24 protein-coding genes are annotated in these 24,539 nt (G+C 35.7%); 7 read left to right on the top strand and 17 right to left on the bottom strand.

Annotated features, from left to right (window positions below):
* Positions 1–11: 11 nt before the first annotated feature.
* The 8 genes from MLE14_RS06825 to MLE14_RS06790 all read right to left on the bottom strand — a co-directional run bounded on the left by MLE14_RS06825 (position 12) and on the right by MLE14_RS06790 (position 5,740).
* Complete coding sequence (locus MLE14_RS06825) at positions 12–239, bottom strand: hypothetical protein (RefSeq protein ID WP_243297605.1); 228 nt, start codon at positions 237–239, stop codon at positions 12–14.
* Positions 240–252: 13 nt separating this feature from the next.
* Positions 253–1,101, bottom strand: coding sequence for a permease prefix domain 1-containing protein (locus MLE14_RS06820; RefSeq protein WP_243297604.1), 849 nt, complete (start codon positions 1,099–1,101; stop codon positions 253–255).
* Positions 1,088–1,426: a PadR family transcriptional regulator gene (locus tag MLE14_RS06815; RefSeq protein WP_243297603.1), complete on the bottom strand. Its 339-nt coding sequence runs from the start codon at positions 1,424–1,426 to the stop codon at positions 1,088–1,090. The genes MLE14_RS06820 and MLE14_RS06815 overlap by 14 nt, the downstream gene beginning before the upstream one ends.
* A gap of 123 nt (positions 1,427–1,549) precedes the next feature.
* Positions 1,550–2,692: a sulfate adenylyltransferase gene (sat, locus tag MLE14_RS06810; protein WP_243297602.1), complete on the bottom strand. Its 1,143-nt coding sequence runs from the start codon at positions 2,690–2,692 to the stop codon at positions 1,550–1,552.
* Between the two features lie 5 nt (positions 2,693–2,697).
* Positions 2,698–3,324, bottom strand: coding sequence for an adenylyl-sulfate kinase (gene cysC / locus MLE14_RS06805; RefSeq protein ID WP_243297601.1), 627 nt, complete (start codon positions 3,322–3,324; stop codon positions 2,698–2,700).
* Positions 3,325–3,543: 219 nt separating this feature from the next.
* A complete protein-coding gene (locus tag MLE14_RS06800; RefSeq protein WP_243297600.1) occupies positions 3,544–4,509 on the bottom strand; it encodes a CgeB family protein in 966 nt (321 codons plus the stop codon).
* Between the two features lie 89 nt (positions 4,510–4,598).
* Positions 4,599–4,883, bottom strand: a complete 285-nt coding sequence (locus tag MLE14_RS06795) for a hypothetical protein (RefSeq protein WP_243297599.1) — start codon at positions 4,881–4,883, stop codon at positions 4,599–4,601.
* A 185-nt stretch (positions 4,884–5,068) separates the two neighbouring features.
* A complete protein-coding gene (locus tag MLE14_RS06790) occupies positions 5,069–5,740 on the bottom strand; it encodes a class I SAM-dependent methyltransferase (protein WP_243297598.1) in 672 nt (223 codons plus the stop codon).
* A gap of 270 nt (positions 5,741–6,010) precedes the next feature.
* On the opposite strand from MLE14_RS06790, the gene gmd reads away from it, so the two are divergent.
* The 6 genes from gmd to MLE14_RS06760 all read left to right on the top strand — a co-directional run bounded on the left by gmd (position 6,011) and on the right by MLE14_RS06760 (position 12,534).
* Complete coding sequence (gene gmd, locus MLE14_RS06785) at positions 6,011–6,976, top strand: GDP-mannose 4,6-dehydratase (RefSeq protein ID WP_243297597.1); 966 nt, start codon at positions 6,011–6,013, stop codon at positions 6,974–6,976.
* Positions 6,973–7,899, top strand: a complete 927-nt coding sequence (locus tag MLE14_RS06780) for a GDP-mannose 4,6-dehydratase (RefSeq protein ID WP_243297596.1) — start codon at positions 6,973–6,975, stop codon at positions 7,897–7,899. Before gmd ends, MLE14_RS06780 begins: the two co-directional genes overlap by 4 nt.
* A 120-nt stretch (positions 7,900–8,019) precedes the next feature.
* Entirely contained in the window at positions 8,020–9,036 is a 1,017-nt protein-coding gene (locus MLE14_RS06775) for a mannose-1-phosphate guanylyltransferase (protein ID WP_243297639.1), read from the top strand.
* 85 nt (positions 9,037–9,121) lie between these two features.
* Positions 9,122–10,771, top strand: a complete 1,650-nt coding sequence (locus tag MLE14_RS22590) for a capsular polysaccharide export protein, LipB/KpsS family (protein WP_243297595.1) — start codon at positions 9,122–9,124, stop codon at positions 10,769–10,771.
* 95 nt (positions 10,772–10,866) lie between these two features.
* Complete coding sequence (locus MLE14_RS06765; RefSeq protein WP_243297594.1) at positions 10,867–11,625, top strand: sulfotransferase family 2 domain-containing protein; 759 nt, start codon at positions 10,867–10,869, stop codon at positions 11,623–11,625.
* Positions 11,626–11,712: 87 nt separating this feature from the next.
* The gene (locus MLE14_RS06760) at positions 11,713–12,534 is read left to right on the top strand and encodes a sulfotransferase family protein (protein ID WP_243297593.1); all 822 of its coding nucleotides are present in this window, start codon (positions 11,713–11,715) and stop codon (positions 12,532–12,534) included.
* 181 nt (positions 12,535–12,715) lie between these two features.
* Here MLE14_RS06760 and pseI read toward each other — a convergent pair whose 3' ends face one another.
* From pseI to MLE14_RS06715, 9 genes are read right to left on the bottom strand one after another with little or no spacing between them, the layout of a single operon-like run.
* Complete coding sequence (gene pseI / locus MLE14_RS06755) at positions 12,716–13,762, bottom strand: pseudaminic acid synthase (protein WP_243297592.1); 1,047 nt, start codon at positions 13,760–13,762, stop codon at positions 12,716–12,718.
* Between the two features lie 9 nt (positions 13,763–13,771).
* Positions 13,772–14,311 (bottom strand): UDP-4-amino-4,6-dideoxy-N-acetyl-beta-L-altrosamine N-acetyltransferase, encoded by a 540-nt coding sequence (gene pseH / locus MLE14_RS06750; RefSeq protein WP_243297591.1) that lies wholly within the window; start codon positions 14,309–14,311, stop codon positions 13,772–13,774.
* Positions 14,298–15,398 carry a UDP-2,4-diacetamido-2,4,6-trideoxy-beta-L-altropyranose hydrolase gene (pseG, locus tag MLE14_RS06745; RefSeq protein WP_243297590.1) on the bottom strand — a complete coding sequence of 367 codons (1,101 nt, stop codon included), beginning with the start codon at positions 15,396–15,398 and terminating at the stop codon, positions 14,298–14,300. The genes pseH and pseG overlap by 14 nt, the downstream gene beginning before the upstream one ends.
* 20 nt (positions 15,399–15,418) lie before the next feature.
* Positions 15,419–16,708, bottom strand: a complete 1,290-nt coding sequence (locus tag MLE14_RS06740) for an aminotransferase class III-fold pyridoxal phosphate-dependent enzyme (protein WP_243297589.1) — start codon at positions 16,706–16,708, stop codon at positions 15,419–15,421.
* Positions 16,692–17,456, bottom strand: a complete 765-nt coding sequence (locus MLE14_RS06735) for a glycosyltransferase family protein (protein WP_243297588.1) — start codon at positions 17,454–17,456, stop codon at positions 16,692–16,694. Before MLE14_RS06735 ends, MLE14_RS06740 begins: the two co-directional genes overlap by 17 nt.
* Positions 17,457–17,505: 49 nt before the next feature.
* On the bottom strand, positions 17,506–18,441 hold the full coding sequence (locus MLE14_RS06730; protein WP_243297587.1) for an aldo/keto reductase: 936 nt from the start codon (positions 18,439–18,441) through the stop codon (positions 17,506–17,508).
* A gap of 39 nt (positions 18,442–18,480) precedes the next feature.
* On the bottom strand, positions 18,481–19,692 hold the full coding sequence (pseC, locus tag MLE14_RS06725; RefSeq protein ID WP_243297586.1) for a UDP-4-amino-4,6-dideoxy-N-acetyl-beta-L-altrosamine transaminase: 1,212 nt from the start codon (positions 19,690–19,692) through the stop codon (positions 18,481–18,483).
* Between the two features lie 23 nt (positions 19,693–19,715).
* On the bottom strand, positions 19,716–20,654 hold the full coding sequence (locus MLE14_RS06720; protein ID WP_243297585.1) for a dTDP-glucose 4,6-dehydratase: 939 nt from the start codon (positions 20,652–20,654) through the stop codon (positions 19,716–19,718).
* 15 nt (positions 20,655–20,669) lie between these two features.
* Entirely contained in the window at positions 20,670–21,677 is a 1,008-nt protein-coding gene (locus tag MLE14_RS06715) for an SDR family NAD(P)-dependent oxidoreductase (RefSeq protein WP_243297638.1), read from the bottom strand.
* A gap of 269 nt (positions 21,678–21,946) precedes the next feature.
* Between MLE14_RS06715 and MLE14_RS06710 the strand changes: the two genes are divergently transcribed.
* Positions 21,947–24,496 (top strand): glycosyltransferase, encoded by a 2,550-nt coding sequence (locus tag MLE14_RS06710; protein ID WP_243297584.1) that lies wholly within the window; start codon positions 21,947–21,949, stop codon positions 24,494–24,496.
* Positions 24,497–24,539 lie beyond the last annotated feature (43 nt).

Genomic DNA, 24,539 nt, shown 5'->3' with positions numbered 1-24,539 from the left:
AAATTGAATCTCTACTTTTTCATCAGGATTTGTTCCAATATAAACATATGTGCGCCGTCATAGGAAAACATTCCGGTTTCGCCAGGACCACCAAATCTTAATTTTTGCTGTATATCATTCGGAAGATTTTCATAGCTGACAAATTCATATTCAATTTCTTCCTCACCTAAATCAAATAAAACAAAGACAACTGCCATTACGAATAAAAATGGAACAAGGCTTTGTTTCCATCCCTTCATTAATAAGCCTCCTTTACTTCCTAAACTTATAGCTTACTAGACTAAAGACCTTATCTTGCCAGACAGATAAAAATTGAACAGAAATGATTTGCTGCAAAAAGCCATAAAGCAAGAAAATATTTAGAAAGATAACACCCATTTCAGCACTAGATTGAAGTCTCGCCAGAAATATTCCTATCATGATCATGGCCCAGTATTGAAAGCTAGCCTGACTAATTCTTTCGCCTAGCCGCTGATATTGTTTAAACGATAAAAGTTGAACTAGTAGCAAGATGTACCACATCATATGAATGGTCACGATTTCGAACAGACCGTTTGTGCCTGTTAACCGGCTCCATTCTATTGAAAATAACTGATGTAAAACAAAATCAAAGGTGAACGATTCCTGCTTTATTTCAGCAGCCAACTGCCAAAAACATATATAGCTGGCCAGAAAACCAATCACTGAAAAAACCACATTCTTTTGCTTATTAATAATAAAGCGATAAATAAAGTAAGCCATCATAACAACCGCAACAGGAAAATATGGTCGCGCTCCGATTAAAATAATGGGTCCCAACATACTCGCAATTAAACAAATACTTGCAATGATCGCCGTGTTAAAAAGATGATGTTTCTTTGCACTGGGATAGCTTTGATTGATTTCAATTTGAAGCATTTCAATTTCTCCAAATTGCTCAATAGCTGCTTGAATCGCCTCCTCTCTATCCATTTGCTGCTGACGCAAGGCTTGGTAATGATCCATTAAATGTTGTTTCCATTCTTCTTTTAATTCCTTTTTTACGGATTCCTCAAAATGTAAATTCTCTAGTAATTTCATTAAATAATGCTCAAATTCTTCAAATGTTTCATGCTTTGACAATTCCATCACCTACAATCCGATGCATGACCTTTTGAAACATGTTCCATTCTTGTGTTTGCTCCCCTAATTCCTTCAAGCCAGTTTTTGTTATCCGATAATATTTTCTGCGCGGGCCATCACTTGATTTTTCCCAATAGCTTTCAACTAAACCTTTTAGTTCAAGCCTTTTAAGTGCCGGATATAAGGTTCCTTCTTTGTAATTCAGATACCCTTCACTCAATTCTCTGACCTTTTCAGTAATCTCGTACCCATACATGTCCTTTTCTTTCAATAAGGAAAGAAGTACCATACTGGTGCTTCCCTTAATCAGCTCTGTTTTTTGCATTATATCCCTCCACTATATCGCAATTCTACTTACTGTATATCGTAACACTATGTTCCTCATTTTTCAAATGTTCAAAAAAAAAAAATCCCGCAGGAAATATCTTCCTTAAGGATTTTTTAAAATTTAATTTGCTCCCTTTAACCCTTCTATTAAAACTCGTACGACCTCTGGCCGGCTAAACTCAGGAGGTGGTGCAATTCCGTTGCGAAGCATTTCTCTTACCTTTGTGCCTGACAAAATCAGATGATTTTCCTTCGAATGCGGGCAAGTTTTGCTGGAGGCCATGCTTTTACATTTTGTACAATAAAAGCTATGTTCAAAAGGAAGGATGGTTATCCCTATCTCTTCAGAACTGAAGGATGAGAAGATTTTTTGTGCGTCATAGGTTCCATAATAATCGCCAACCCCTGCATGGTCCCTTCCCACAATGAAATGGGTACACCCGTAGTTTTTTCGGACTATTGCATGGAAAATGGCTTCTCTTGGACCGGCATATCTCATGGCTGCTGGAAATACTGCTAAATATACCCGATCGGCTGGATAATAGTTTTCTATTAACACTTTATAGCTTTCCATTCTTATCTTAGCCGGAATATCATCAGATTTCGTTTCTCCCACTAACGGATTTAAAAACAATCCATCCACAATTTCAAGTGCTGTTTTCTGAATATATTCATGGGCACGATGAACGGGATTTCTAGTTTGAAACCCTACTACCGTATTCCAGTTTCTTTTTATAAATTCATTTCTCGTATCGGCTGGTGATTTATAATAAGGAATAAATTCTTTATTCTTTGGAGGAAATTTTACTAGATGAATAGGTCCTGCTAAATATACGTTCGGACGGTTAAAAAGTTTTTGAACCCCGGGATGCAATGGATCTGTGGTACCGAACACTTTTTTGGCCTCTTCCAGTTTATTTGGAACATATATTTCCTGTAATTCTAACACACCATATACAATGTTTTGATGGAGTAGTTTTACTTTTTCTCCCACTTTCAATTTGCTTGATTCCACATCTGTAACCGGCAGTGTAATTGGAATACTCCACACCAAATCATTCTTTAAACGCATATGATTGACAACAGATTCATAGTCTTCTTTTCCAAGAAAACCTGTTAAAGGGCTGTAAGCTCCATTAGCGATTAACTCCAGGTCAGATAAAGCCATTGAATCTATTTCAAGTTCATAGGATATATTGGCAATGTCGTATTTAGTTTCTATACGATTAATTAAAGTTCCGCCATGTGGGACGCTTATTGCCAAAGGAATCACTCCTCCCTTGTTTGTAATAAGTTGATGTTCTCGTATAGGTAACGAATCATTGAATTTGTACATTCTTCAATAGAAGATTCATTTGTTTTTAGAATAATCTCTGGATTTTTTGGAACTTCATACGGATGATCGATTCCTGTAAATCCCTTTATTTCCCCATTCATTGCTTTTTTATAAAGACCTTTGGGGTCGCGTTTTTGACATTCTTCAATTGGGCAATCGACAAAGACTTCGATAAATTCCCCTTGATTAAACTTGGATCTTGCAATCTCTCGGTCTTCTTTATATGGTGATATCAATGCTGCAAGCACAACGATCCCCGCTTCAACAAAGAGCTTTCCAATTTCAGCAGTTCTTCTAATATTTTCCTTACGGTCATTTTCAGTAAAAGTAAGATCATTGTTTATGCCATGACGCAGGTTGTCTCCATCCAGCAAGTAAACACTTATACCCTTTTTAAATAATTCCAATTGAAGTGCATTAGCAATAGTGGACTTACCAGATCCGGAGAGACCCGTAAACCAAATCATCAAACTTTTATGGCCATGCAAGGCTTGTCTATCTTCTTTTTTCACAACCGATTTATGCCACACTATATGTTGATTGGAGTTCCTTTTAGGCAAAATGTCAGTTCTCCTTTCAAGTACAATCTATACCCATTTAATATATGCATTCAAAATGGCAATGGTTATACAATCAGGCCTTATAAAAAGGGTGAAAGGATGAAACACGACATATTCGTTTCAACATTCATGATGTTACTCCGACAATGTAGTTTTACCTCGCTAAAACAGACGAAAGGTAAATGTTCTTTACCTTTCGTCTGTCATGTATATCAAGATTTAAAAATGAACTCTATCGAGGATAAATTGAGCTCTATGAAAAAAGGTATGGTCACTTAAAGCCTTTCTTTGTGCGTTTTTACTATATTGCTTTCTTATCTTTTCATCCGAGATATAATGTCTGATTAAATGTAGACACTCTTCTTTATTAGAGTATGAAACCATTTCGCTGGAACGGTCAAAATGAATTCCAATATCTGGTTTCTCTGAGATTAGCTGAAATCCGCCGCATGCTGCTATATCAAAGGTACGATTATTAATACTTTTACTTTCAACATTTAAGCTGTTTTTATTTTTATAAAATTTGTGTGAACGGTGGGGATTTAGGATAATTTTACTGCTGTTAAAAATTTCTCTTACAAAAGAAGGCTCAATCCATTTGTTGATAATGACTAATTTATTGATATGTGTTTCATCCTGTATAAATCCCTTCCATAACGGTCCTGCCAGAATCATCGTGTAGGGTGTATGATTTAAAATATAATGGACCAATTCAATTCTCTCCGGATATGGGTAGCCTACTAAACACAGATCATATAAATGATGAGATGGTTCTGTTTGAAAGTAGATGGATGGATCAGTCCCCAATGGCAGATGAAAAATGGGTTTTGTAGGAAATCGTTTCTTATAATATTCAAATGCCCCTAAATCGACCGTGAATATATAATCATAATCATTAATCAATTTAACGGTGTCATCAATATAGAATGGATCCTCTGTTAACCAAATACAAAGAATCAGTTTCTTTTTCTTTAAAAACTCGATTAATTTTAAATCCATGATTTGTCCAACCATTGTAATGACGAGATCAGGTTCCATATCGTTAATGATTTTAACAGTTTCAAGGCTATAAACTGGGTTAATTATGTGAATGGAATGATTTAATTTTAAAAAGGTCTCCATAATTGATTTCTCGATAGAAGGATAAATACCTAATCCAGCTGATGATATCATTAATATTTTCATCGACATGTAGCTCCTCTAAAAAAAAAGGAAAAAGAATACCCCCTCGGTTATATTTCTTTTTCCGCAAAATAAATAGTATCTAATTGTTATTATGATGATTCTGGTGATTCATCGTCGTTGCCATTATCAAAATCAAATCCAACTCCAGGTGGGACTCCTTCAACGACAGCAAATCTAATCTCAGTACATGGAATTAAAGCTAGTTCTGGACCTGTAAAAGGGGAAACCGTATCTGGTTGCAGTACTCCAACTACACAATTGCTAACTCCTAGCAATTCGCCTGTAACGACTGTTCCATCTTCTAAAGTAATTCTTACATTAAATCCTCTAAATCTTGCAAGAATATTACAAATTGGAATATCACATTGACTCAAATTTTCTCATCTCCTTTTTAATATTTCGATATAATATACTCATTGTCTAGCAACCCGGTTAGGGCGTATCCATTAAAATTTTGAAAATAGGCGTCCCCATTTTATAAATGATCCGCACTAAAATGCATTGGATCACTTCTAATAGTTAAAAATTGGAAACAATGGTATTTTTATTCTTTAAAGTTTTATTTGTGCTTACTAAAACACAACATCTTTTGATTTCTGGGATGTTCCCAGTCTCCTATATAATCAACCTTCAGCTGTAAACCTTCAATCAAATATGGAAAAATTGAATAGTGATAGTGATATGGATCTTTGTCTAAAAACGTAACAATATCCTCAGATTGTGTTATACCATCCAAATTAAACTTATCCTTCATTTCAAAAAAAGTAGCAAAAAATTTTCCGCCCTTTTTTAAAACTTTATCGATATTAATAAGACAGCGGTGGATATGATTGAAGGGAAGGTGTGTAAATAATGATTGAGCAATGGCATAATCAAACCTTTGATTAAATAAGTAAAATTGAAACTCACCATCAACTAATAAATGAGGCTGTTTATCTATTAAATTCAGCTTTTGTAATTCTCTTTTTCCTGCGTCAATTAAAGATGAGTTTATATCAATACCATAGTAGTTACCTGTATTTAGATAGTTAACAAAATGAATTCCCCCTCTTAAAGCGCCACAGCCTACATCCAACAGCGAGTGTTCAGGTTTTAAACCATGATCCCTTAAAAATTCAAATTGAAGCGTCCCTATTTCTTCCCAAAGACCTCCAACCGCTTGTCTATGTTCATTATTTTCAATCTGACTCTCAGTCAGTTTTAAATCTTTATAACCATTATTTATATCCACGATTACACTTCTTTCCTTTCACAGTAAATAATCCTTTCATTGTGATTAGACTATGCGATAACTTTTCCCTTGTTCCTTATTCGGTGTACGTGCATGATTACTAAAAAATAATCATTCTTCCTACTATTGGAATAATAATCATTCAATTTAGCAGTTTGACTAAAACCTTTATAAAACTGGTTCATAAGGCTATACACATGTCCATCGACCATCATATGAATAATAAAGCATATACATTCTAAACTCACTATTAGTATCGGTGGTGAAACGATGAAGACTGCTTTAATAACCGGCATTACAGGTCAAGATGGTTCATATTTAGCTGAATTTTTATTAGATAAAGGATATAAAGTGTACGGATTAAGGAGAAGAACTGCAACTGAAAATGATAGTAATATCAAGCATATAAAACATGAAATTGAATTTATATCTGGTGATTTATCAGACTTATCATCGTTAATCGAAGCAGTTAAGATTGCACAGCCGGATGAGGTTTATAATCTGGCAGCACAATCATTTGTTGCCGATTCATGGATGCAGCCTATATTTACTGGCCAGGTTACTGCTCTTGGAGTTACCAATATGCTTGAAGCGGTTCGGCAAGTGAAACTAGAGTCACGTTTTTACCAGGCATCCAGCAGCGAAATGTTTGGAAAGGTTGTTGAAACACCTCAAAATGAAACAACTCCTTTTTATCCAAGAAGCCCCTATGGGGTCGCGAAAGTATATGGACATTGGATTACCGTCAATTATCGTGAAAGTTTTGACATGTACGCCTGTTCTGGAATCTTGTTTAATCATGAATCTCCAAGAAGGGGCTTTGAATTTGTTACACGCAAAATTACAGATGGCGTTGCCAAAATTAAATTAGGACTGCAAAACGAGCTGCGTTTAGGAAATTTAGAGGCAAAAAGAGATTGGGGATTCGCTGGTGATTACGTAAAAGCAATGTGGTTAATGCTGCAGCAGGAGGTTCCTGATGATTATGTAATTGCCACTGGCGAAACCCATACGGTAAAGGACTTTATCGAGATTGCCTTTCAGTATGTCGGCCTTGATTGGAGAAACCATGTAGTCCAGGATCCGAAGTTTATACGTCCGGCTGAAGTAGACCTGTTAATAGGGGATTCAACAAAGGCAAAAGATAAATTAGGCTGGCAGCCAACAGTATCATTTGAACAGTTAGTACAAATGATGGTTGAACATGATCTTCAAAGATTAGGGAATGGTTTATGAGAGCGTTAATAACTGGTATTTCAGGTTTTGTCGGGCAGTTTCTTGAAAAGCGATTACTCAGAGATTCTAACATTGTTTATGGAACAACAAGATCACAGAAAATGAGCAACAACTATATCATTCTCAATTTATTAAGTGAACAAGATATCGTTAACTTATTGAAAGATATTAAACCCAGCCATATCTTTCATCTTGCTGGAATGAGTAATGTTAAACAATCCTGGTCACATAGGATCCATGCAATAGAATCTAATACCATTGCAACTATTACTCTATTAGAAGCCGTTAAAAAAGTTAACAGAAATATAAGAGTCATTACAATTGGCTCTTCCGAAGAATACGGTTATGCTGCCACAAATTCAAAACCAATCTCAGAGGATTCAGCATTACGACCGATTAGTCCGTATGGCGTTAGTAAAGCAGCAATCAGTATGTTAGTCAGACAGTATTATAAGGCAGACCAGCTTGATGTAATCCATTTAAGGCCGTTTAATCATATTGGTCCTGGACAGAGCCTTGGCTTCGTAACTTCCGACTTCGCTTATCAAATTGCTTTAATCAATAAAAACAAACAAGAAAAAAATCAAATAGAAGTAGGAAATTTAGAAGCAATCAGAGATTTTACTGATGTCAGGGATATTGCAGAAGCCTATTACAAAGTCGCTAAGCATGGAAAATCAGGCGAAATTTATAACGTTTGCAGCGGATCCGGTGTAAAAATTAATAAAATCTTAGATATTCTTCTTTCGTTTTCAGATAAGCAAATAGAAATAATCACGGATGAATCGAAAATGAGACCCTCTGAGGTCCCGATTATGGTAGGAAGTAATGAAAAAACCCAAAAACAGTTACAATGGGCTCCAAAAATATCGCTGAAGTCGTCTCTTTATGATATATACCAGTATTGGCTAGCTAACGTTTAGTCAAAATGTTAAATTTCCCATCTTTTTTAAACTAGATGAATGGTTGTTTCGCTCCAGCTTACTCACACATATAAATGGTAAGGGACAAGTATTAAAAGGAGGTACTACCAAGTGAAGGTAATGATCATGGCAGGCGGACAGGGAACCCGATTTTGGCCATGGAGTGTTAAAAAAAGGCCGAAGCAGTTTCTACCATTGCACTCAAAAAAAACAATGATACAAGAAACCTATGAACGGTACAGCCAATGGCTTCCAGATGAGAAAATATTCGTTGTGACCACAGAGGAATATCGAGATTTGGTATTAGAGCAGCTGCCGCAGTTACCTTCAGAGCAAATCATTTTGGAGCCTGAACGGAAGGATACAGCACCCTGTGTAGCCTTAACGGCTTTGTGCTGCTTAGAGAAGGATGAAGATGAGGTACTGGTTATGAGTCCGGCTGATCAATTTATCTCAAATCCGCAAGAACTTATGGAATCATTGTTATTGGCTGAAAAAATAGCGAATATTGGCTATTCAATTGTTACATTGGGCATCCCCCCTACCCGACCGGAAACAGGATATGGCTATATTAAAACAAAAGATCAAAGTTTTAGAGAGAACAAAGTTTTACATGTTGAAAAATTTATCGAAAAGCCCTCTTCAGCACATGCGGAAAATTTGTTAAATGATGACAACGTATTTTGGAATAGCGGAATTTTCGTTTGGAAACCTTCAACCATTGCCTATTATATGGAAAAATTTCAGAGCAATATCTGGAATACGCTCATAAAAAACAAAGGCGATTTAAAAAAAGCCTACTCAATGCTGCCCAAAATATCGGTTGATTACGCAATTCTCGAAAAAGCAAATGAAGTCTATATGATACCGGCCACTTTTGAATGGGATGATCTGGGGACTTGGGGGTCACTCGAACGCTTTAAAAATGAAAACCATGACAATAATATTCTGATTGGAAATGTTCAAGTGCTATCTTCGGAAAACTGTATGATCATTTCAGAAAACAAAAATGCACTGGTATTAGGGGCGAAGGATTTGATTATTGTGTTAACGGAAGAGGGATTATTAGTGTGCCATAAATCCCAGGAACAAAAAATTAAAAACCTTTTAAATTCTCATTCTAAAAACGACAAGTGACAATAAACAAACCAGGAACAATCTATATGATTACATTTTGGATTAGATATAAGGAGCAGATAGTATCTAAATGGGGTGAATTTTTGTGCATGATAGTATTTTTTTAACGAATATTAGGTCATTTCACCTAGATTTTTTAGATATCTTTAAAGATATCAAATATAAGGGAATCCCTCTTCCGCTTATTTGTAATTTCCGCAAATATATTGGCAGACCTATGATTAATAAGTTAAGCAGTAAAGTCTTTGAGGAATTTCAGATAAATAAAATAGTAAAAAGTACCGAGGTGCAGCCCAATTTTGAGAAACATTTAAATGCTTTAAAAGTTAATCCTTCGAAGCATAAAGATAAGGGTAAAATTTTACTTTACGAATTTGTTCTCTATTTACCCAAGGAAAATTTTCTGGAATATTTTGATTCCTCCAATTCAATTGTATTAAGTCTTTATTCTTATAAAAATCCTCTTGGTCATTCTCTAAATAATTATAAAACATTTTGTCTTGCTGAGTATTGTGCAGATACCTCTGGGATTTCTAATAGTTTTATAGCAAAATGTAAGCAAATTTTGTCTTCCTTCAATAACCATCCAGTATTCAGTGATCCTTTTTTTCAGGAAAACTTTCTAAATGATATTCCGCAAACACTAAAATATTTAGATGCGGTCATCAGATTCTTTGAACAAAATCCGATATCTTGCATTTTAGTAGGAGCCCAGGGGGATCAATCGGATCATTTATGCAATATTCTCCCAGTAGTTGGTTTAACAAAGGGAATTCCCAGTATTGGTCTGCAGCATGGACTTATTTGGGGTGGTGAATGGGTACCCATCTATACGACCATACAAGGTGTTTATGGTAATTATGAAAAGGAATTTTTTAAATTAAGAGGTGTTTCTGAAGAACGTTTAAAAATTATTGGCCACCCAAGGTTCGATAGCATTTTAACAAAAACCTTTATGTCAAAGACAGTCTTTCAACAAATGCTGGGATTGGATCCCCAAAAAAGAACACTGTTAATAGCGACGCAGCCAGATATAGAAGAAACTGTATTAGATCGTTTTATTTGTCAGCTTTCACAAAATCCTCTCTTACAAATTATTATTAAACCTCACCCTCATGAGATTGCATTTGGAACGATACAGGGATTCATTGATCGAATTTATTCCAAATATCCAAGCATTAAAGTTATTAAAGATCCATCCTTAAATATTTATGATATTTTATCGAATGCAGACATGGTGGTGATAGATAGATCTACGGCTGGTTTGGAAGCAATGATCATGAACAAACCTGTTTTTGTATTGAGATCTAAAAACTGGGATGTACTTCGATATGATTACTGGGATTTAATGAACGGTTTTGTTCAACTGGATCCTATTATACTTTCAAATCTTGTTAACCAGCTAACTGCCGATGTGACTTTACTTAATAAAATGAATGGGAAAATCAGACAATTTCTTTCTTATCATTATCCTTTAAAGGAACAGTTATCCATTGAGAAATTATCTGACCTTATTTATAAGTTAACAGGTCAAAAGATCGGGAATAAAGTTGGAAAAAAGTATAATAATAAGCTGCTTCAAAGTTCCAAGGGTGAAGTTTATTTAATTGAAAACGGAATAAAAAGGAAAATTACATCCGATTTGATTTTTAAAAATGCCGCATACAAAAACAAAGAAATTATAAGGGTTGAGGATACATTCCTAGAAAAAATCCCTACTGGCCGGCTCATTTAAACAGGAAAGTCATGATGTAAAAGTCAGGAGGGGTAATATGTTTGAATTTAATAAAGGTGTGTCAAAAAGATTTTTGATAAAAGGGGGTAATCGTCTTGACGCAATCGGATGAAATATTAATTTATCTTCACCTTCCTAAAACAGGCGGAACAACTTTTTTATCGATTTTAGAAGGAAATTACTCGTTAGACGAAAGAATTCCAGTGTATACAGAACCAAATATAAATCATTTTCAATATGTTGAGGCAAAGATTCAAGAAAATACCAAGTGTATATACGGCCATACCTTATTCGGGATTCATGAGGCTTTATCTTTACCAGCAACTTATATGACATTTCTCCGCGATCCGGTTGAACGTGTGATCTCGGAATATTATTTTAATTTTTATAAACCGCATGTGCTGAACAAAAAATCATTAGTTTTTAAGAATCTTGAAGAATTTGTATCACACAAAGATTTTTGTAATCTTCAAAGCAAATATTTATTTGGCAGAAACTCATTGCCTAAAAATGCATTTGACCGAATAAAACAAAATATAGATCAATATTTTTCCGTTATTGGAATCACAGAACTATTTGATGAATCTGTATTTTTACTAAAAAAACAATTTGGTTGGAATAAAATTGAATACACCAGAAAAAATGTAACGGCAAGCAGGCCTAAAAAAGAGTATTTACAAAAATCTTTGCTTGAGAAAATTATTGAAAATAATCAATTAGATTTAGCAGTGTACCACTATGCCAAATATTTATTGCTTACTAAACTTGAAGAGTTAGATGAATATCATAAAATAGAACTACATGACTATAAATCAAAAATAAACGAATTAAACTCCAATAATGATTCAAATTAACAGGTTAATGAAACAGACAATTTGGAAAAACAGCGAATAAACTGATAAAAAGTAATCATTTGCAGATTGTTTAGGGAGGAAAAAGAGGTGATTCATAAGAAGGTTGTATGTGTGTTAGGTATGCATAGAAGCGGAACTTCAGCCATTACCAGAGCTCTAAACTTAATGGGCATCAGCTTAGGGGAAACAGATAAACTTATGGAGCCTGGCATTGATAATCCGAAAGGCTATTGGGAGAATACCGAAATTGTTGATATTCATGATTCCATTCTGGAAATATTCTCACGAACTTGGGATTCTGCAGATCCACTGCCAGATAATTGGTGGAATCATGATCAAATCACGCCATTAAGAGAAAGGCTAAAAGAAATTGTTCAAGCAAACTTATCGAATAATGACTTATGGATGTGGAAAGATCCAAGAACCTCCCTCCTGATTCCACTTTGGCTAGAAATTCTTAAAAACTTAAGAATCACCCCCCTCTTTGTTATTTGTATAAGGAATCCGCTAGATGTTTATCATTCTTTAGAAAAGAGAAATCAGTTTTCTAAAGATATTGCATTTAGATTGTGGAATTTGTACACGTTGTCATCCTTATATTGGACAAATAATAAAAAAAGGACGATTGTTCACTATGACTCTCTTTTTTATGATATAGAGGGTACTTTAAGGAAAATCTCAAATGAATTAACGATACCTTTTCCCCAAAATACTGACCAAATGTTTGGCAATATAAATGCATTTATTGATTCGGATTTAAGGCATAGTTTTTCAAGTTTAGATCAACTGCTCTATACGGAAGGTGTACCTGAAGAAACAAAAATCTTATATGTAAAATTAATAGACGTTTTATATAACCCTTCGCTAGATATAGAAAAATTAGTTAAGAGGTTATATATCAACCTATAAAACCAATAATCAAATCTTTAGTGTTAAAGAAGGTCTAATATGTGTAGTGCTTTACCAACAAGGTAGGTTCTGCACGTTTTTCATGCTGAAAGTTAAATATATCTTCTATACGCTTTTAACACCATACATTGGGGCTGGGTACAACAAACCCAGCCCTGAAAATAAAAAATCGTGAATAAAGTTATATAAGATCCCAGCTTACAGGAGTTCCTTTCTTAACATCCTTTTTTACTGGTTTTCCTATTATAATGTCGTAATATTTAGGAGCTAACCCATAACCGGGGCGAATAATTCTCACATTATCCTTAGTTAATGTCTCCCCTGCTTTTACATCTTTTGAAAAGTACAAGGAACGACGATACTGTAAAGAAGAACTTTCTTTTTTTGTAGGGCCATAATGGACTTTCCCCAGTGATTGCCAAGCCCGCAAAGATTCCTCTACTAATAATTTCATTTCATGCGGTTCTAAAGAAAACGCTGCATCTACTCCCCCGTCCTCCCGTGAAATAGTAAAATGTTTTTCAATCACGGTAGCACCTAAAGCAACACTTGCCACTGCCGTTCCGATTCCTAGCGTATGATCGGATAAACCTACCTGACATTGAAAGAGTTCCTTCATATGAGGGATCGTAACAATGTTTGTATTTGCTGGTGGAGCTGGATACGTACTTGTACATTTTAATAGAATAATATCAGTTGCTCCTGCTTCCCTTGCTGTACGTATCGTTTCATCTAACTCCGCAATCGTTGCCAACCCTGTTGAAATGATTAGAGGCTTCCCTGTCGACGCTACCTTGCGAATTAGAGGCAAGTCGGTATTTTCAAAGGACGCGATTTTATATAGGGGTACATTCAGGGTTTCTAAAAAATCGACTGCTGTTTCATCAAATGGGGTACTAAAAGGAATAATCCCTAGCTTTCGGCAATGTTCAAAAATTGCCTGATGCCATTCCCATGGCGTATGAGCTTTTTGGTACAATTCATATAAGGAATGCCCTTCCCATAAACTATCGGGCTCCTTAATAAAAAATTCTCCTTCACGTATATTGAGTGTCATGGTTTCCGCCGTATAGGTTTGCAGTTTAAGAGCATGGGCACCTGCATTTGCTGCTGCTTCGACTATTTTTAAGGCATGCTCTAGAGATTGATTATGATTTCCGGACATTTCAGCAATGATAAATGGAGGATGATCTGCACCAATTTTTTTTCCTTCTATATAAATATCCACTTTTTCACCCTACCCTTCTGTTAATTCTTGTTTTTTTTCTAACCATTGATCTTTAAAGAGTGCCATCGAAATCACATCTATATACTGTCTGCATTTTAATACATGTTGTGTAAAACGACCCTCCTCAACGAAACCGAACTTTTTATGATAATGGATACTTATGGTATTAAAAGCTAAAACCTCGGCACAAAGTTTCCGGATTGAAACTTCTTCGAATATATAATCTAATGCTAACAGTCCTAGAGCAGTTCCAGACCCGCGCGGAGCATTGCTCTCTCCGATATAAAAACCCCAATAGCATTTGCCATTTCGTTTATCAATATTGGTAAAATGAACATATCCGACCGGCCTGCCATCATATAGTAATACTTTAGCTATTTTACTAGAGTCATTTATCAAATTTCTAAACCAATTGATATGATCCTCAAATGAGATGATTTCGTCGGAATACATATATTTTCTTATATGTTCTGAGTTACGCCATTTTAAAACGAGTTCAAGTTCTTCCTCTTCTAAATTTTTTAAAGTGTACTTTTCAATTGGAATCATAGTCTTCCCCCAAAAGCTGACGAATTAATACATTTTCACATTTATCCTGATTCCCCATTAATGACTTTCCTATTTCACTCATTTTTCTGACTATATCTGGATTAGTTAGTGCATAACTTACTTGGCTTGCGATATCTTTTGAGCATACTTTACTGCTTTTGCCTAAATTCCATACGGCTCCAGCCTCATGCAATGCTGTTAGAATATTTTCCTGATTCTCTGCAGTAATGATTGTAATAGCTGGCAAACCTACAAACAGTCTTTCCCATGTTGCAGTTCCGCCTGCTCCGATTGCCAAATCTGCTTTTACCATCAAATCTGCCATATGGTTAACCTGACAATAATAAGTAACGTTTGGCATGACCCCGCATAGCTCCTTAATTTGGTCTTTATGCGGACAGGCACTGCCTACTACAACATCTATTTTTATATCTTCTCTTTTTAATAGCCGAATTGCTTCTAACGATTTGGCTGTTTCATTTGTTAAATCAATTCCGCCAAAAAATATTAAAATGCGCTTAATGTGTCCGTCCCTTTTTTTGCATTCAAGTTTGACACTCTTGAACTCAGACCGTAATAAGACATACTGCGGTCCTAATAATTTTAAACAATGATGGGGTACTATCCCGTCATACCGTTTTCTATAATTCTTATAATAGTTCTGGTCTAACAGGATATTGCATTCGTGCTTGCGATCTGCCAAATCATCAATAACCATTATATTTTTTACAAATGGCCATACTTTTTCCTCCCAATGTCTGTCAATTGCATAATGATCAATAATGAGCCAATTAATCTTATTTTGTTTCTGAAGAATAGCTATCGTTTCGTACAGATCTGTCTTCCAATCAACACTCAGCCAATGAGAATGATTCGTGATTTTTTCGATTTTATCATCTGTTTTTTTTAATCGGTGAACAAAAAAACCTCTACTTTCGATAAAGGCATTTAAATTTCCAGGCAGTTCTCTGCTTATAAAGGCGATCTCAGCTCCTTTTTGACGCAAGCGTTCTGCAAGTGTTAAGCATCTCATAACATGGCCAGTTCCGATTTCAACAGAAGCATCTACTCGAAATACTGCTTTCATCATAGTTTCCTTTCTGTCACTTATCGAATTTTAAACACAGGCTCCAAAGGAGTACATCGCAGATAATGATGAAGCTCTTTTTTATCAACTGCCTCTTTTAAAATTGGAAAGATTTCATTATAGACCATAAACAGCTTTTCCAGGTCGTCATTACTGTGTGAGTAGCTCATGTTGTGCGTACCGACTGTTAAAATACCGCGCTTAAAAACTTCTTGTAAAAACAATGTTTTAATTTCATATGAACTGTATCCGCCTGCATCTTTAAATAATAAAAAGGACCATGATGGATGACCGTCAATGGTTATCATATCGCTTAATTGATATTGATCAATTAATTGCTGAACACGATCTATTACTTTTTGCCCCTGTAATTCCAGGGTTTCAATAACAGGTTCTCTTTGTAACTTATCTAAAGTGGCGAGAGAAGCTGCAAGTGACAACGTTTCTCCTCCAAAAGTAAAAGAGAAAAATATTTCTTCCATTAATTTCATAATATCTTTTCTCCCGACAATAGCCGATAAAGGATAACCATTAGCGATCCCTTTCCCAAAGGTAGCCAGATCAGGAATTACACCAAAAAGCTCTTGTGCCCCCCCTTTTGCATAGCGAAAACCGGTTATCGTCTCATCAAAGATGAGAACTGCACCATTTTTATCAGTTAATTCCTTGACTTCTTCGAGAAAACCTTTTTTTGGTTTGCTGCTATTCATTGGTTCTAAGATAACAGCAGCGATTTGGTCGGGCCACTTTTTAAACAATTGCTTTAATGAATTGATATCATTGTAAATGAAGGTTTTTGTTAAATCCTGAACGGCCTTAGGGACACCAAGGCTCCGAGGCGTGGACCCTATATACCAGTCTTGCCAGCCATGATACCCGCAAACGGCAACCAAATCCCGTTTAGTATAGGCTCTGGCAATGCGGATAGCACCTGATGTAGCATCTGACCCATTCTTGCCATATCGGACCATTTCTGCACAGGGAACCATTTCAACTATTTTTTCTGCAACCTCCACTTCAAGCGGATGGGGCAATGTAAAAGTAACCCCATCCATTAACTGCTCCTGAACTGCTTTTGTAACATCTGGGTCACTATACCCTAATGTTATAGCTGCAAGGCTATTTCCAAAATCTATATATTCATTCCCATCAATATCCCAAACATGGCTGCCTTTTCCTGTCTTTAAAAAGTATGGGGATACCCCAAAAGGATATTGTGTTTTACTTTTACTGAATGTTTGGCTGCCGAGAGGAATAGTTTGAAGAGCCCTCTCTAACATCAATTCCGAACATTTATAACGGTCTGTCATGCCTATCTCCCCATTTATTGTTTGTTAGCCCTTTATTTCGCTGTATATGTTTATTTAAATTTTGAATGTCTGGATGACTTTCTAAAAAGAGTAAAATTTCCTCTGTCGTAAAATTAGGATTAACCGGATAAAGGGCTTCATAGACTTTCTTAACTAATTCAAAATCCGCAGCTTCATCGACAGTCCATCGTAAATGAGATAAATCTTTGTGATTTTTATAAATTCCAAGTTTAAATCGGGTTGGATGCTCATATATGAAAGGGGTCACATGTTCTTTTTGATAAGGAAGTGCCGCCTCTTTCCAGGCTTGCTTTAAACATCTAAAACGAAACACTTCTACATCTAATCCGTCAGGAAATGTTGGCTCGATTGTATTACTGGTATAATCAAAATTACCATGTAAATGAAATCCAATTATATCGTCGATGAGCTCCGGATCTGAGAGAGGACAATCACCAGTAAACCTTACTATATGCTCAGGGGAAAAAGGTATGGCCGCATGATAAAATCGGTCTAGTACGTTTTCCAGTTCTCCCCTAAAACACGGAATTTGATGATCTAGACAAAGCTTTTCTATTGGATCATCTGATGCCTCTTTACTGGTAGCAACTATTAAATAATCAATATGCTTGGATTGTTTTACACGTTCAATTTGCAGCAGAAGTAACGGTAACCCCAAAATCGGCTTAAGTACCTTTCCAGGCAAACGAGAAGAAGAAACTCTTGCTTGAATAATGGCTAGTATCATTTTGTGAAAAACTCCTTTTGATTTTGTATGACTGTCTAAAACTTTATTTCTATTTCCACTGCGTCGGATTTACCACTTTTTCCGGCATATCCTCAAATAGCAAATGAATTTGTTTTATAATGTCATCCGTTAATTTTGGTAAAGTCATGATTTGAAGGTTTCTTTTCAATTGACTTTTTGTTTCGCATCCAATGACCATTTTTTTAATCTCAGGGATATCTCTTACAAATAACATAGATAGTTCTGAAACGCTTAGCCCCGTTTGAGATGACAACTCACGAAGATTCTCCAAAGGTTTCTTCGCACATTGTAAATACGGAGGTAAATCATCAGGGTCCAAAAACAATAATCCTTGAAGATAAATACTTCTTGCATAGATGTCTATCTTACTTTTATACAAGTCGTGTAATAATCCTGAATGAAGTAAGCGATGATCCATTATATTGATTGGAACTTGGATGACGTCAAAACAGCCTAAAGAAACAGCCATTTTTACTTCTTCTGGCGTATATACGGATACACCTATTTTTTTGATTACACCTTCGTTTTTTAGCCTTAATACGCTAGATACTACTTGGCCCTTATAGGAAATCATATCTTTTGGATGATGCAGCAAACAGACATCAATCGTTTCGATATTTAGTTGATTGAGAGATGTATGAATACTTTTTTCAATAAGAATATCAATACATTCAGATGAGTAAGAAGAGGAGAGATTAACTGAAGGAATTTTTGTAATAATTGCTGGCAGATTTTGTTGAATCTTTCTTTGCTCGTTTAAAAATTCACCTATTATACTTTCACTGTCCCCGTAACCTGGAGCAGTATCTAGCGTTTTAATTCCTCTTGCAAAAGCGAATCGAATGATTTCCAATGCCTGCTGTTTTGTTGGCTTACCTGTTTTATTCCCGATCCCGTACATGGAACCAAGTTGAGCAGTACCCAAAATGAGTTTTGAACTATTTGGTTGCAAGTCATTATTCATTGAATCCTCCCCATTTTATAAAATCTCAATCGAGATCACTTAAGCTTTTCCTTCCGCTGAATAGTGAGTGATAACCTTTTTAACTGCTTCAATAACATCCTGAATATCTGCTTCAGTCATTAAAGGAAATAAGGGAAGAGTAATGATTTCCTCATACAATTTTTCAGCATTCGGGCATAGCCCTTTTTGGTAATCAAGCATTTGATAAAACGGATGATAATATGCTGGAATATAGTGAACATTTACGCCGATATTTTCTTTTTGCAGCGCTTCAAAAATTTCCTTTCTGCCTGCCTGCAACAAATCTAGATTTAAACGAATGATATATAAATGCCAGCTTGAGTTACAATCTTGATTTTGAAATGGCAAGACCACTTCCTTCATATTCCGAAAAGCTTCATCATATAAAGCTGCCAGGTGCTTTCTCATTTTAATAAAACCGTCTAATTTCCTTAATTGACTAATCCCCAGGGCTGCCTGAATATCAGTCATTCGGTAGTTAAACCCTAAGCAGTGCATCTCATAGTACCATGGACCATGATGATGAATGAAATGTTTAGGGTTACGGGTAATGCCATGGCTACGGAATTGAATTAATTTTTCATAAAATGCCGTATTATTAGTAGTAATAACTCCCCCCTCACCTGTTGTAATATGTTTGACTGGATGAAAGCTAAACATCGTCATATCACTAATCGAACCGATTTTTCTGCCTTTATATTCGGCACCTAATGCATGCGCAGCATCCTCAATAATGGTGAGATTATATTTGTGAGCAATTTGGCAAATTGTATCAAGATCCGCAGGCTGGCCAGTAAAATCTACTGGAATAATACATTTTGTTTTTTCAGTGATCGCTCTTTCAATGGATACTGGATCGATATTATATGTGTACGGATTAATATCTGCAAACACTGGTTTCCCGCCTTGATAGAGGATACAATTGGCACTTGCTGCAAATGTCATAGGTGTGGTGATAACCTCATCCCCCTCGGAAATACCTGCAGCAAAACAGGCAGCATGAAGTGCCGCCGTACCATTTGAAAAGGCAACTGCATACTTACTTCCCACATAATCAGCTATAGATTGTTCAAACTTTGAAATAACCGGTCCGGTAGTTAAAAAATCACCCTTTAAAACGTTTACGACAGCCTCTATATCTGTTTCATCAATCCACTGCCTCCCGTAAGGCAAATACGTGTCCCTTACAGGTTTTCCGCCGTTGATTGCCAAACTAATTTCTTTTTTCATCTGGTATACTCCCTGCTAGATTATTAGGATGTAGATTTAATCCATTCTTCCGTTTTTATAATCCCCTCTTCAAGGCTAGTTGTTGGCTTCCACCCTAATAAATTTAGAGCTTTATTATAATTACATAACAATTTTGGTATTTCACTTTGCGGGTGTATATGCTCTACATGTTGGATCTGAGATTCGTCGTTCACAATCAATTTGGCAAGGTCTTTTATGGAAATATCCCTGCCCAGACCTGCGTTGATTATTTCTCCATTTGTCTTGTGTGAATACCCCGCTTTTACAACAAAGTCAGCACAATCTTCCACATAAAGCAGGTCCCTTGTTTGTGCCCCATCACCATATATGGTTAGCGGTTTTCCTTCCAATTTATTTTTAATAAAAATCGCGACAACACCGCCCTCACCGCCTGTTTTTTGATAAGGGCCATACGTATTAAAAGGACGAATAATAACAGCTGGAAGCCCGTACGTATAATAATAGGAAAGGACCATATTTTCGGCTGCAATCTTTGAACCGGCATATGGAGAAGCTGGTTTTATCGGGTCTGTTTCTTTAATACCTTCTGTATTTTTTGCACGGTCATAAACCATACATGTACTCATAAAAACAATCTTAACGTTGTACTCTTTACACTTTTCAAGGATATTGAACGTACCGACAGTGTCATTCTCAAACGTGCTTAGAGGATCATCGATACTATCTTGCACATTAATACTTGCACCCAAGTGATAACAAATATCAAACTGGTTTAAAAATAATTTTGCCAGTACACTAGGTTCCTTAATATCTCCCTTTACAAACTCCATAAATTTATCATTCTTGTAAAACTCTTCAATGTTCTCTGTTCTTCCATTTGATAGATTATCTAACACCCAGACATAATGACCATCTGCTAATAATCGTTTCACAACCCATCTGCCAATAAAACCGGCACCGCCTGTAACTAATACTTTCAAAGCCCTTCCCCCTCTTTAGATTAAATTTTCACTTCGGAGTAATTGGCGAACTTCTTCTTTTGAAATTGGTGATTGATCATGTGAGCTATAGGTTCCATGCTTTGCTTTTTTGGCATGAACATATTCATCTTCTTTTTTCTTAAAGGTGGCCGGAATGATAAACATATCCGGAAGTTCCCATGCGATAATGGATTCATCAAATGTCATAAGTTCCTCATACATTTTTTCCCCTGGCCTTACTCCAATCTCTTCAATGCTGATTTCCGCAGGGTTCAAGTTATACTTCGCACATGTTTCTTCTATCACCACGTCGGCTAAATCTTTTAAAGAAATCACTGGCATTTTCAAAACAAATATTTCTCCGCCTTTTGATTCCTTAAGAGCCTTAATTGTTAGTAAAGTAGCCTGATCAACGGTCATCATAAATCGGCTCATTGATAGGTCTGTTACAGTTATTTTTTTATTGTCTAAAATTTGTTTAATAAAGAGCGGGATCACAGACCCTCTTGATCCCATTACATTTCCGAAGCGCACAGTTGAAAAATTGGTAACAACCTTCCCTTTTGTATATTCAGCCGATTGAATAATTTTTTCAGCTGTCAATTTAGTGGCCCCATAGGTATTTGTTGGAGATATGGCTTTATCCGAACTGGTGAAAACTACTTTCTTAACTCCTTTTTCTATAGCTGCTTTCACGACATTATAGGTCCCTACGATATTGGTTAATACAGCCTCATATGGATTATATTCACAGGCTGGTACATGTTTCATGGCAGCGACATGAAAAACATAATCAATCCCTTCCATTGCATTTAGTAACCGGTTATAGTCTCTTACATCCCCAATTAAGTAGCGGATATCCTCCCGGTCACCTATTTCATTTTGCAGCTGAAACTGTTTGAATTCATCTCTGCTTAATAATCGGACGACACTTGGTCCTTCCATTAGAATATGTTTAAGCAAATGTTTACCGATTGTCCCAGTCCCGCCTATGATTAGTATTTTTTTATTATTAAAGAACACGTCAATATTCCCTCTTTCAATACCTTTTTTCCAACTCATGCATAAGCTTTACAAGAATCAACATATCGTATGCTTGTCTTAGATGGTCTGTAAAGTTTAAATGCCTAAAAATATACTGATATTTCTTGGACAACTAGTTGTTTTATCCAATCAAATATGTACAAACCAACATTTTATAAAAGTGAGGAAAGTATGGTCCATTTCCATTAGCCGGAAAGGCATTTGTTTGAATGATTCTTTTTTGAAAGACGAAAGGAGCACCAAAAAGGATGAATTTAAAAGGTATCCACTTTAGCGGAAACGAAGAAATAAAAATTCAGCAACTATTTTCAAATGTCCCGAATACGTTCACATATGAATTTTGGGTAAATCCAAAAGCTAGAATTCAGGTTCCATCTCAGTCAACTACTTTTGTTTCAGGACATAAAGGACAAAATTGGGTACTTGGGGCAGGATATGGCGGAATAGAGGGAAAACATGCTGGAGTTGGTGTATCTGTAGGTAATAACGGAATTGCCGTTTTTGAACATGGCTATCATTATTTTCCAGCTACATTAACACATCGTACGGAGATAAAAACTTGGACACATGTTGCCATTGTTATGAAAAACAAAATTCCGAGTCTGTATATAAATGGAAGGTTTGTAAAACAAGGGTTAAAAAGCCCAAAAGAAAAGATCTTTCCATCAGGGTTTATTGGAGCATTAGAATCGTACGGACGCTTTTATGGTCAGCTGGATCAAATAAGAATATGGAATTATGCGAGAACTAAACATGAAATTCAGGCATCTATGTATAAACAACTTTTAGGAAATGAAACAGGGCTATTAGTAAATCTAAATGCCAGTAATGCAGATCGGGCAAAAAAAGGAGAATGGATAGATGCTTATTCCGGCATTGTAACCTTTCCAGAAAGTAATAACCCATTGGTTTCAATAATTATTCCAGTTTTTAACAAATGGAAATATACGTATGAATGTTTAAAATCCATATATACAAATACGACAGGGGTAGATTACGAAATAATCATTGCCGATGATATGTCCAATGATCAAACTACAGAAATTAATAATTATTTCCATAATATTACAGTTATTAGAGATGGAATAAATAAAGGATTTATAAAAAATTGCAATACAGCAGCAAATTATGCTAGAGGAAAGTACTTATTATTTTTAAATAATGATACAGAAGTGCAAAAAGACTGGCTAAAGCACCTAGTTCAGTTAATGGAGAGTGACCCCATGGCAGGTATGGTTGGGGCTAAATTAATCTATCCAAATGGAAAGCTTCAGGAAGCAGGCAGTATCATTTTTAATGATGGTTCTTGTTTTGGATATGGGAGAGGAGAAAATCCAGATCTTCCTGAGTATTCATATGTCAGAGAAGTTTTTTATTGTTCAGGTGCGTGTCTGTTAATAAATAGAGAGTTATTTAAAAAAGCGGGCATGTTTGATGAGCAATTTCAGCCAGCCTATTATGAAGAAGTGGACCTTTCCATGAAAATCAGAGAATTAGGATATAAAGTCATGTATCAGCCAAATGCCAGAGTCATTCATCATGAATTTGGCAGTTCAACCACCAATAAAGCAATAGAATTACAAATACAAAACAAAGTAAAGTTTTATAACAAGTGGAAACAGCACATTCTGGCCTTTCCCTCTCCTATTCAGGATAAAGCAGACTACTTCCGCGATTTCCAACGTGAAAAAATTAAAATACTTGTAGTAGACGATCGAATTCCTGCTGTAGAACTTGGGTCAGGTTATCCCAGAACTTTTTCTATCCTGCAATCTCTTTCTGAACTTGGATTTCAAGTAAGCTTCTTCCCTCTTCAAAATCCTGAAAAGACGGAACCATACACGACGAACCTGCAGCAGAAAGGGATTGAAGTATTTTATAATCTGACACAAGAAAAGTTAAATTTCAGCGAGTTTTATTTAAAAAGAAAAGATTTATATGACACAGTATGGATTAGCCGGCCACATAATATGGAAGAAATTTATCAGCAGATTCATTCTATAAATCGACAGCAAAAAATCATTTATGATGCAGAAGCCTTATATTCAAATCGAGAAATTCTAAGATTGAGCTTAAACGGGGAGAATCTATCGCCACATAAGAAAGAAGAAATGATTAGAAATGAAATTAATCTGATTAACAAGTCTGATATTGTGGTCACCGTCTCCACACCGGAAAAAGAACTAATCCGTTTATATACACACAAGCCAGTTTTGATTGCTAGTCATTCTGTAGATATAAATGTAACTCCTGCTCCTTTTATTGATCGAAAGGATATTTTATTTGTAGGAGGCTTTCTTACTTCCCCGTCTCCTAATGAAGATGCGATGCATTATTTTGTTAAAGAAGTATTTCCTCTGGTAAATAAAAAACTTGGAGCCAAACTATGGATTGTAGGAACAAATTATTTAAGATCCATTCAACAATTAGCTTCGGAAAATGTTATCGTAACTGGAAGAGTCGATAATTTATGGGAATATTACAATAAGTGCAAGGTATTTGTTATTCCAACAAGATATGCCGCTGGAATTCCCCTTAAAGCTTATGAAGCTTTTTCACATGGATTGCCAGCAGTGGTATCTCCATTAATAGCCAACCAGTTAGAAATCAATGAAGATGTAGCTTTAATTGGAGGAGACCCAGCAACCTTTGCCGAAAAAATTATACGGTGCTACCAAGATTTAGATACTTGGTATAAATTGAGGGCAAATGGAATGCATTATATACGTGCTAAAGGTGATAAAGAGTTGCTCAAAAAGGAACTGATCAAATTAAAAGAATTTGTTAAAAAGGGTTAAAACAAGGAAAAATTCTGTTGTCAAATTAAATAACAATTCTATC

It is taken from the genome of Bacillus litorisediminis, from assembly GCF_022808645.1.
GTDB lineage: Bacteria > Bacillota > Bacilli > Bacillales > JC228 > Bacillus_BF > Bacillus_BF litorisediminis.
This window is presented reverse-complemented; position numbering and strand designations above follow the sequence as displayed.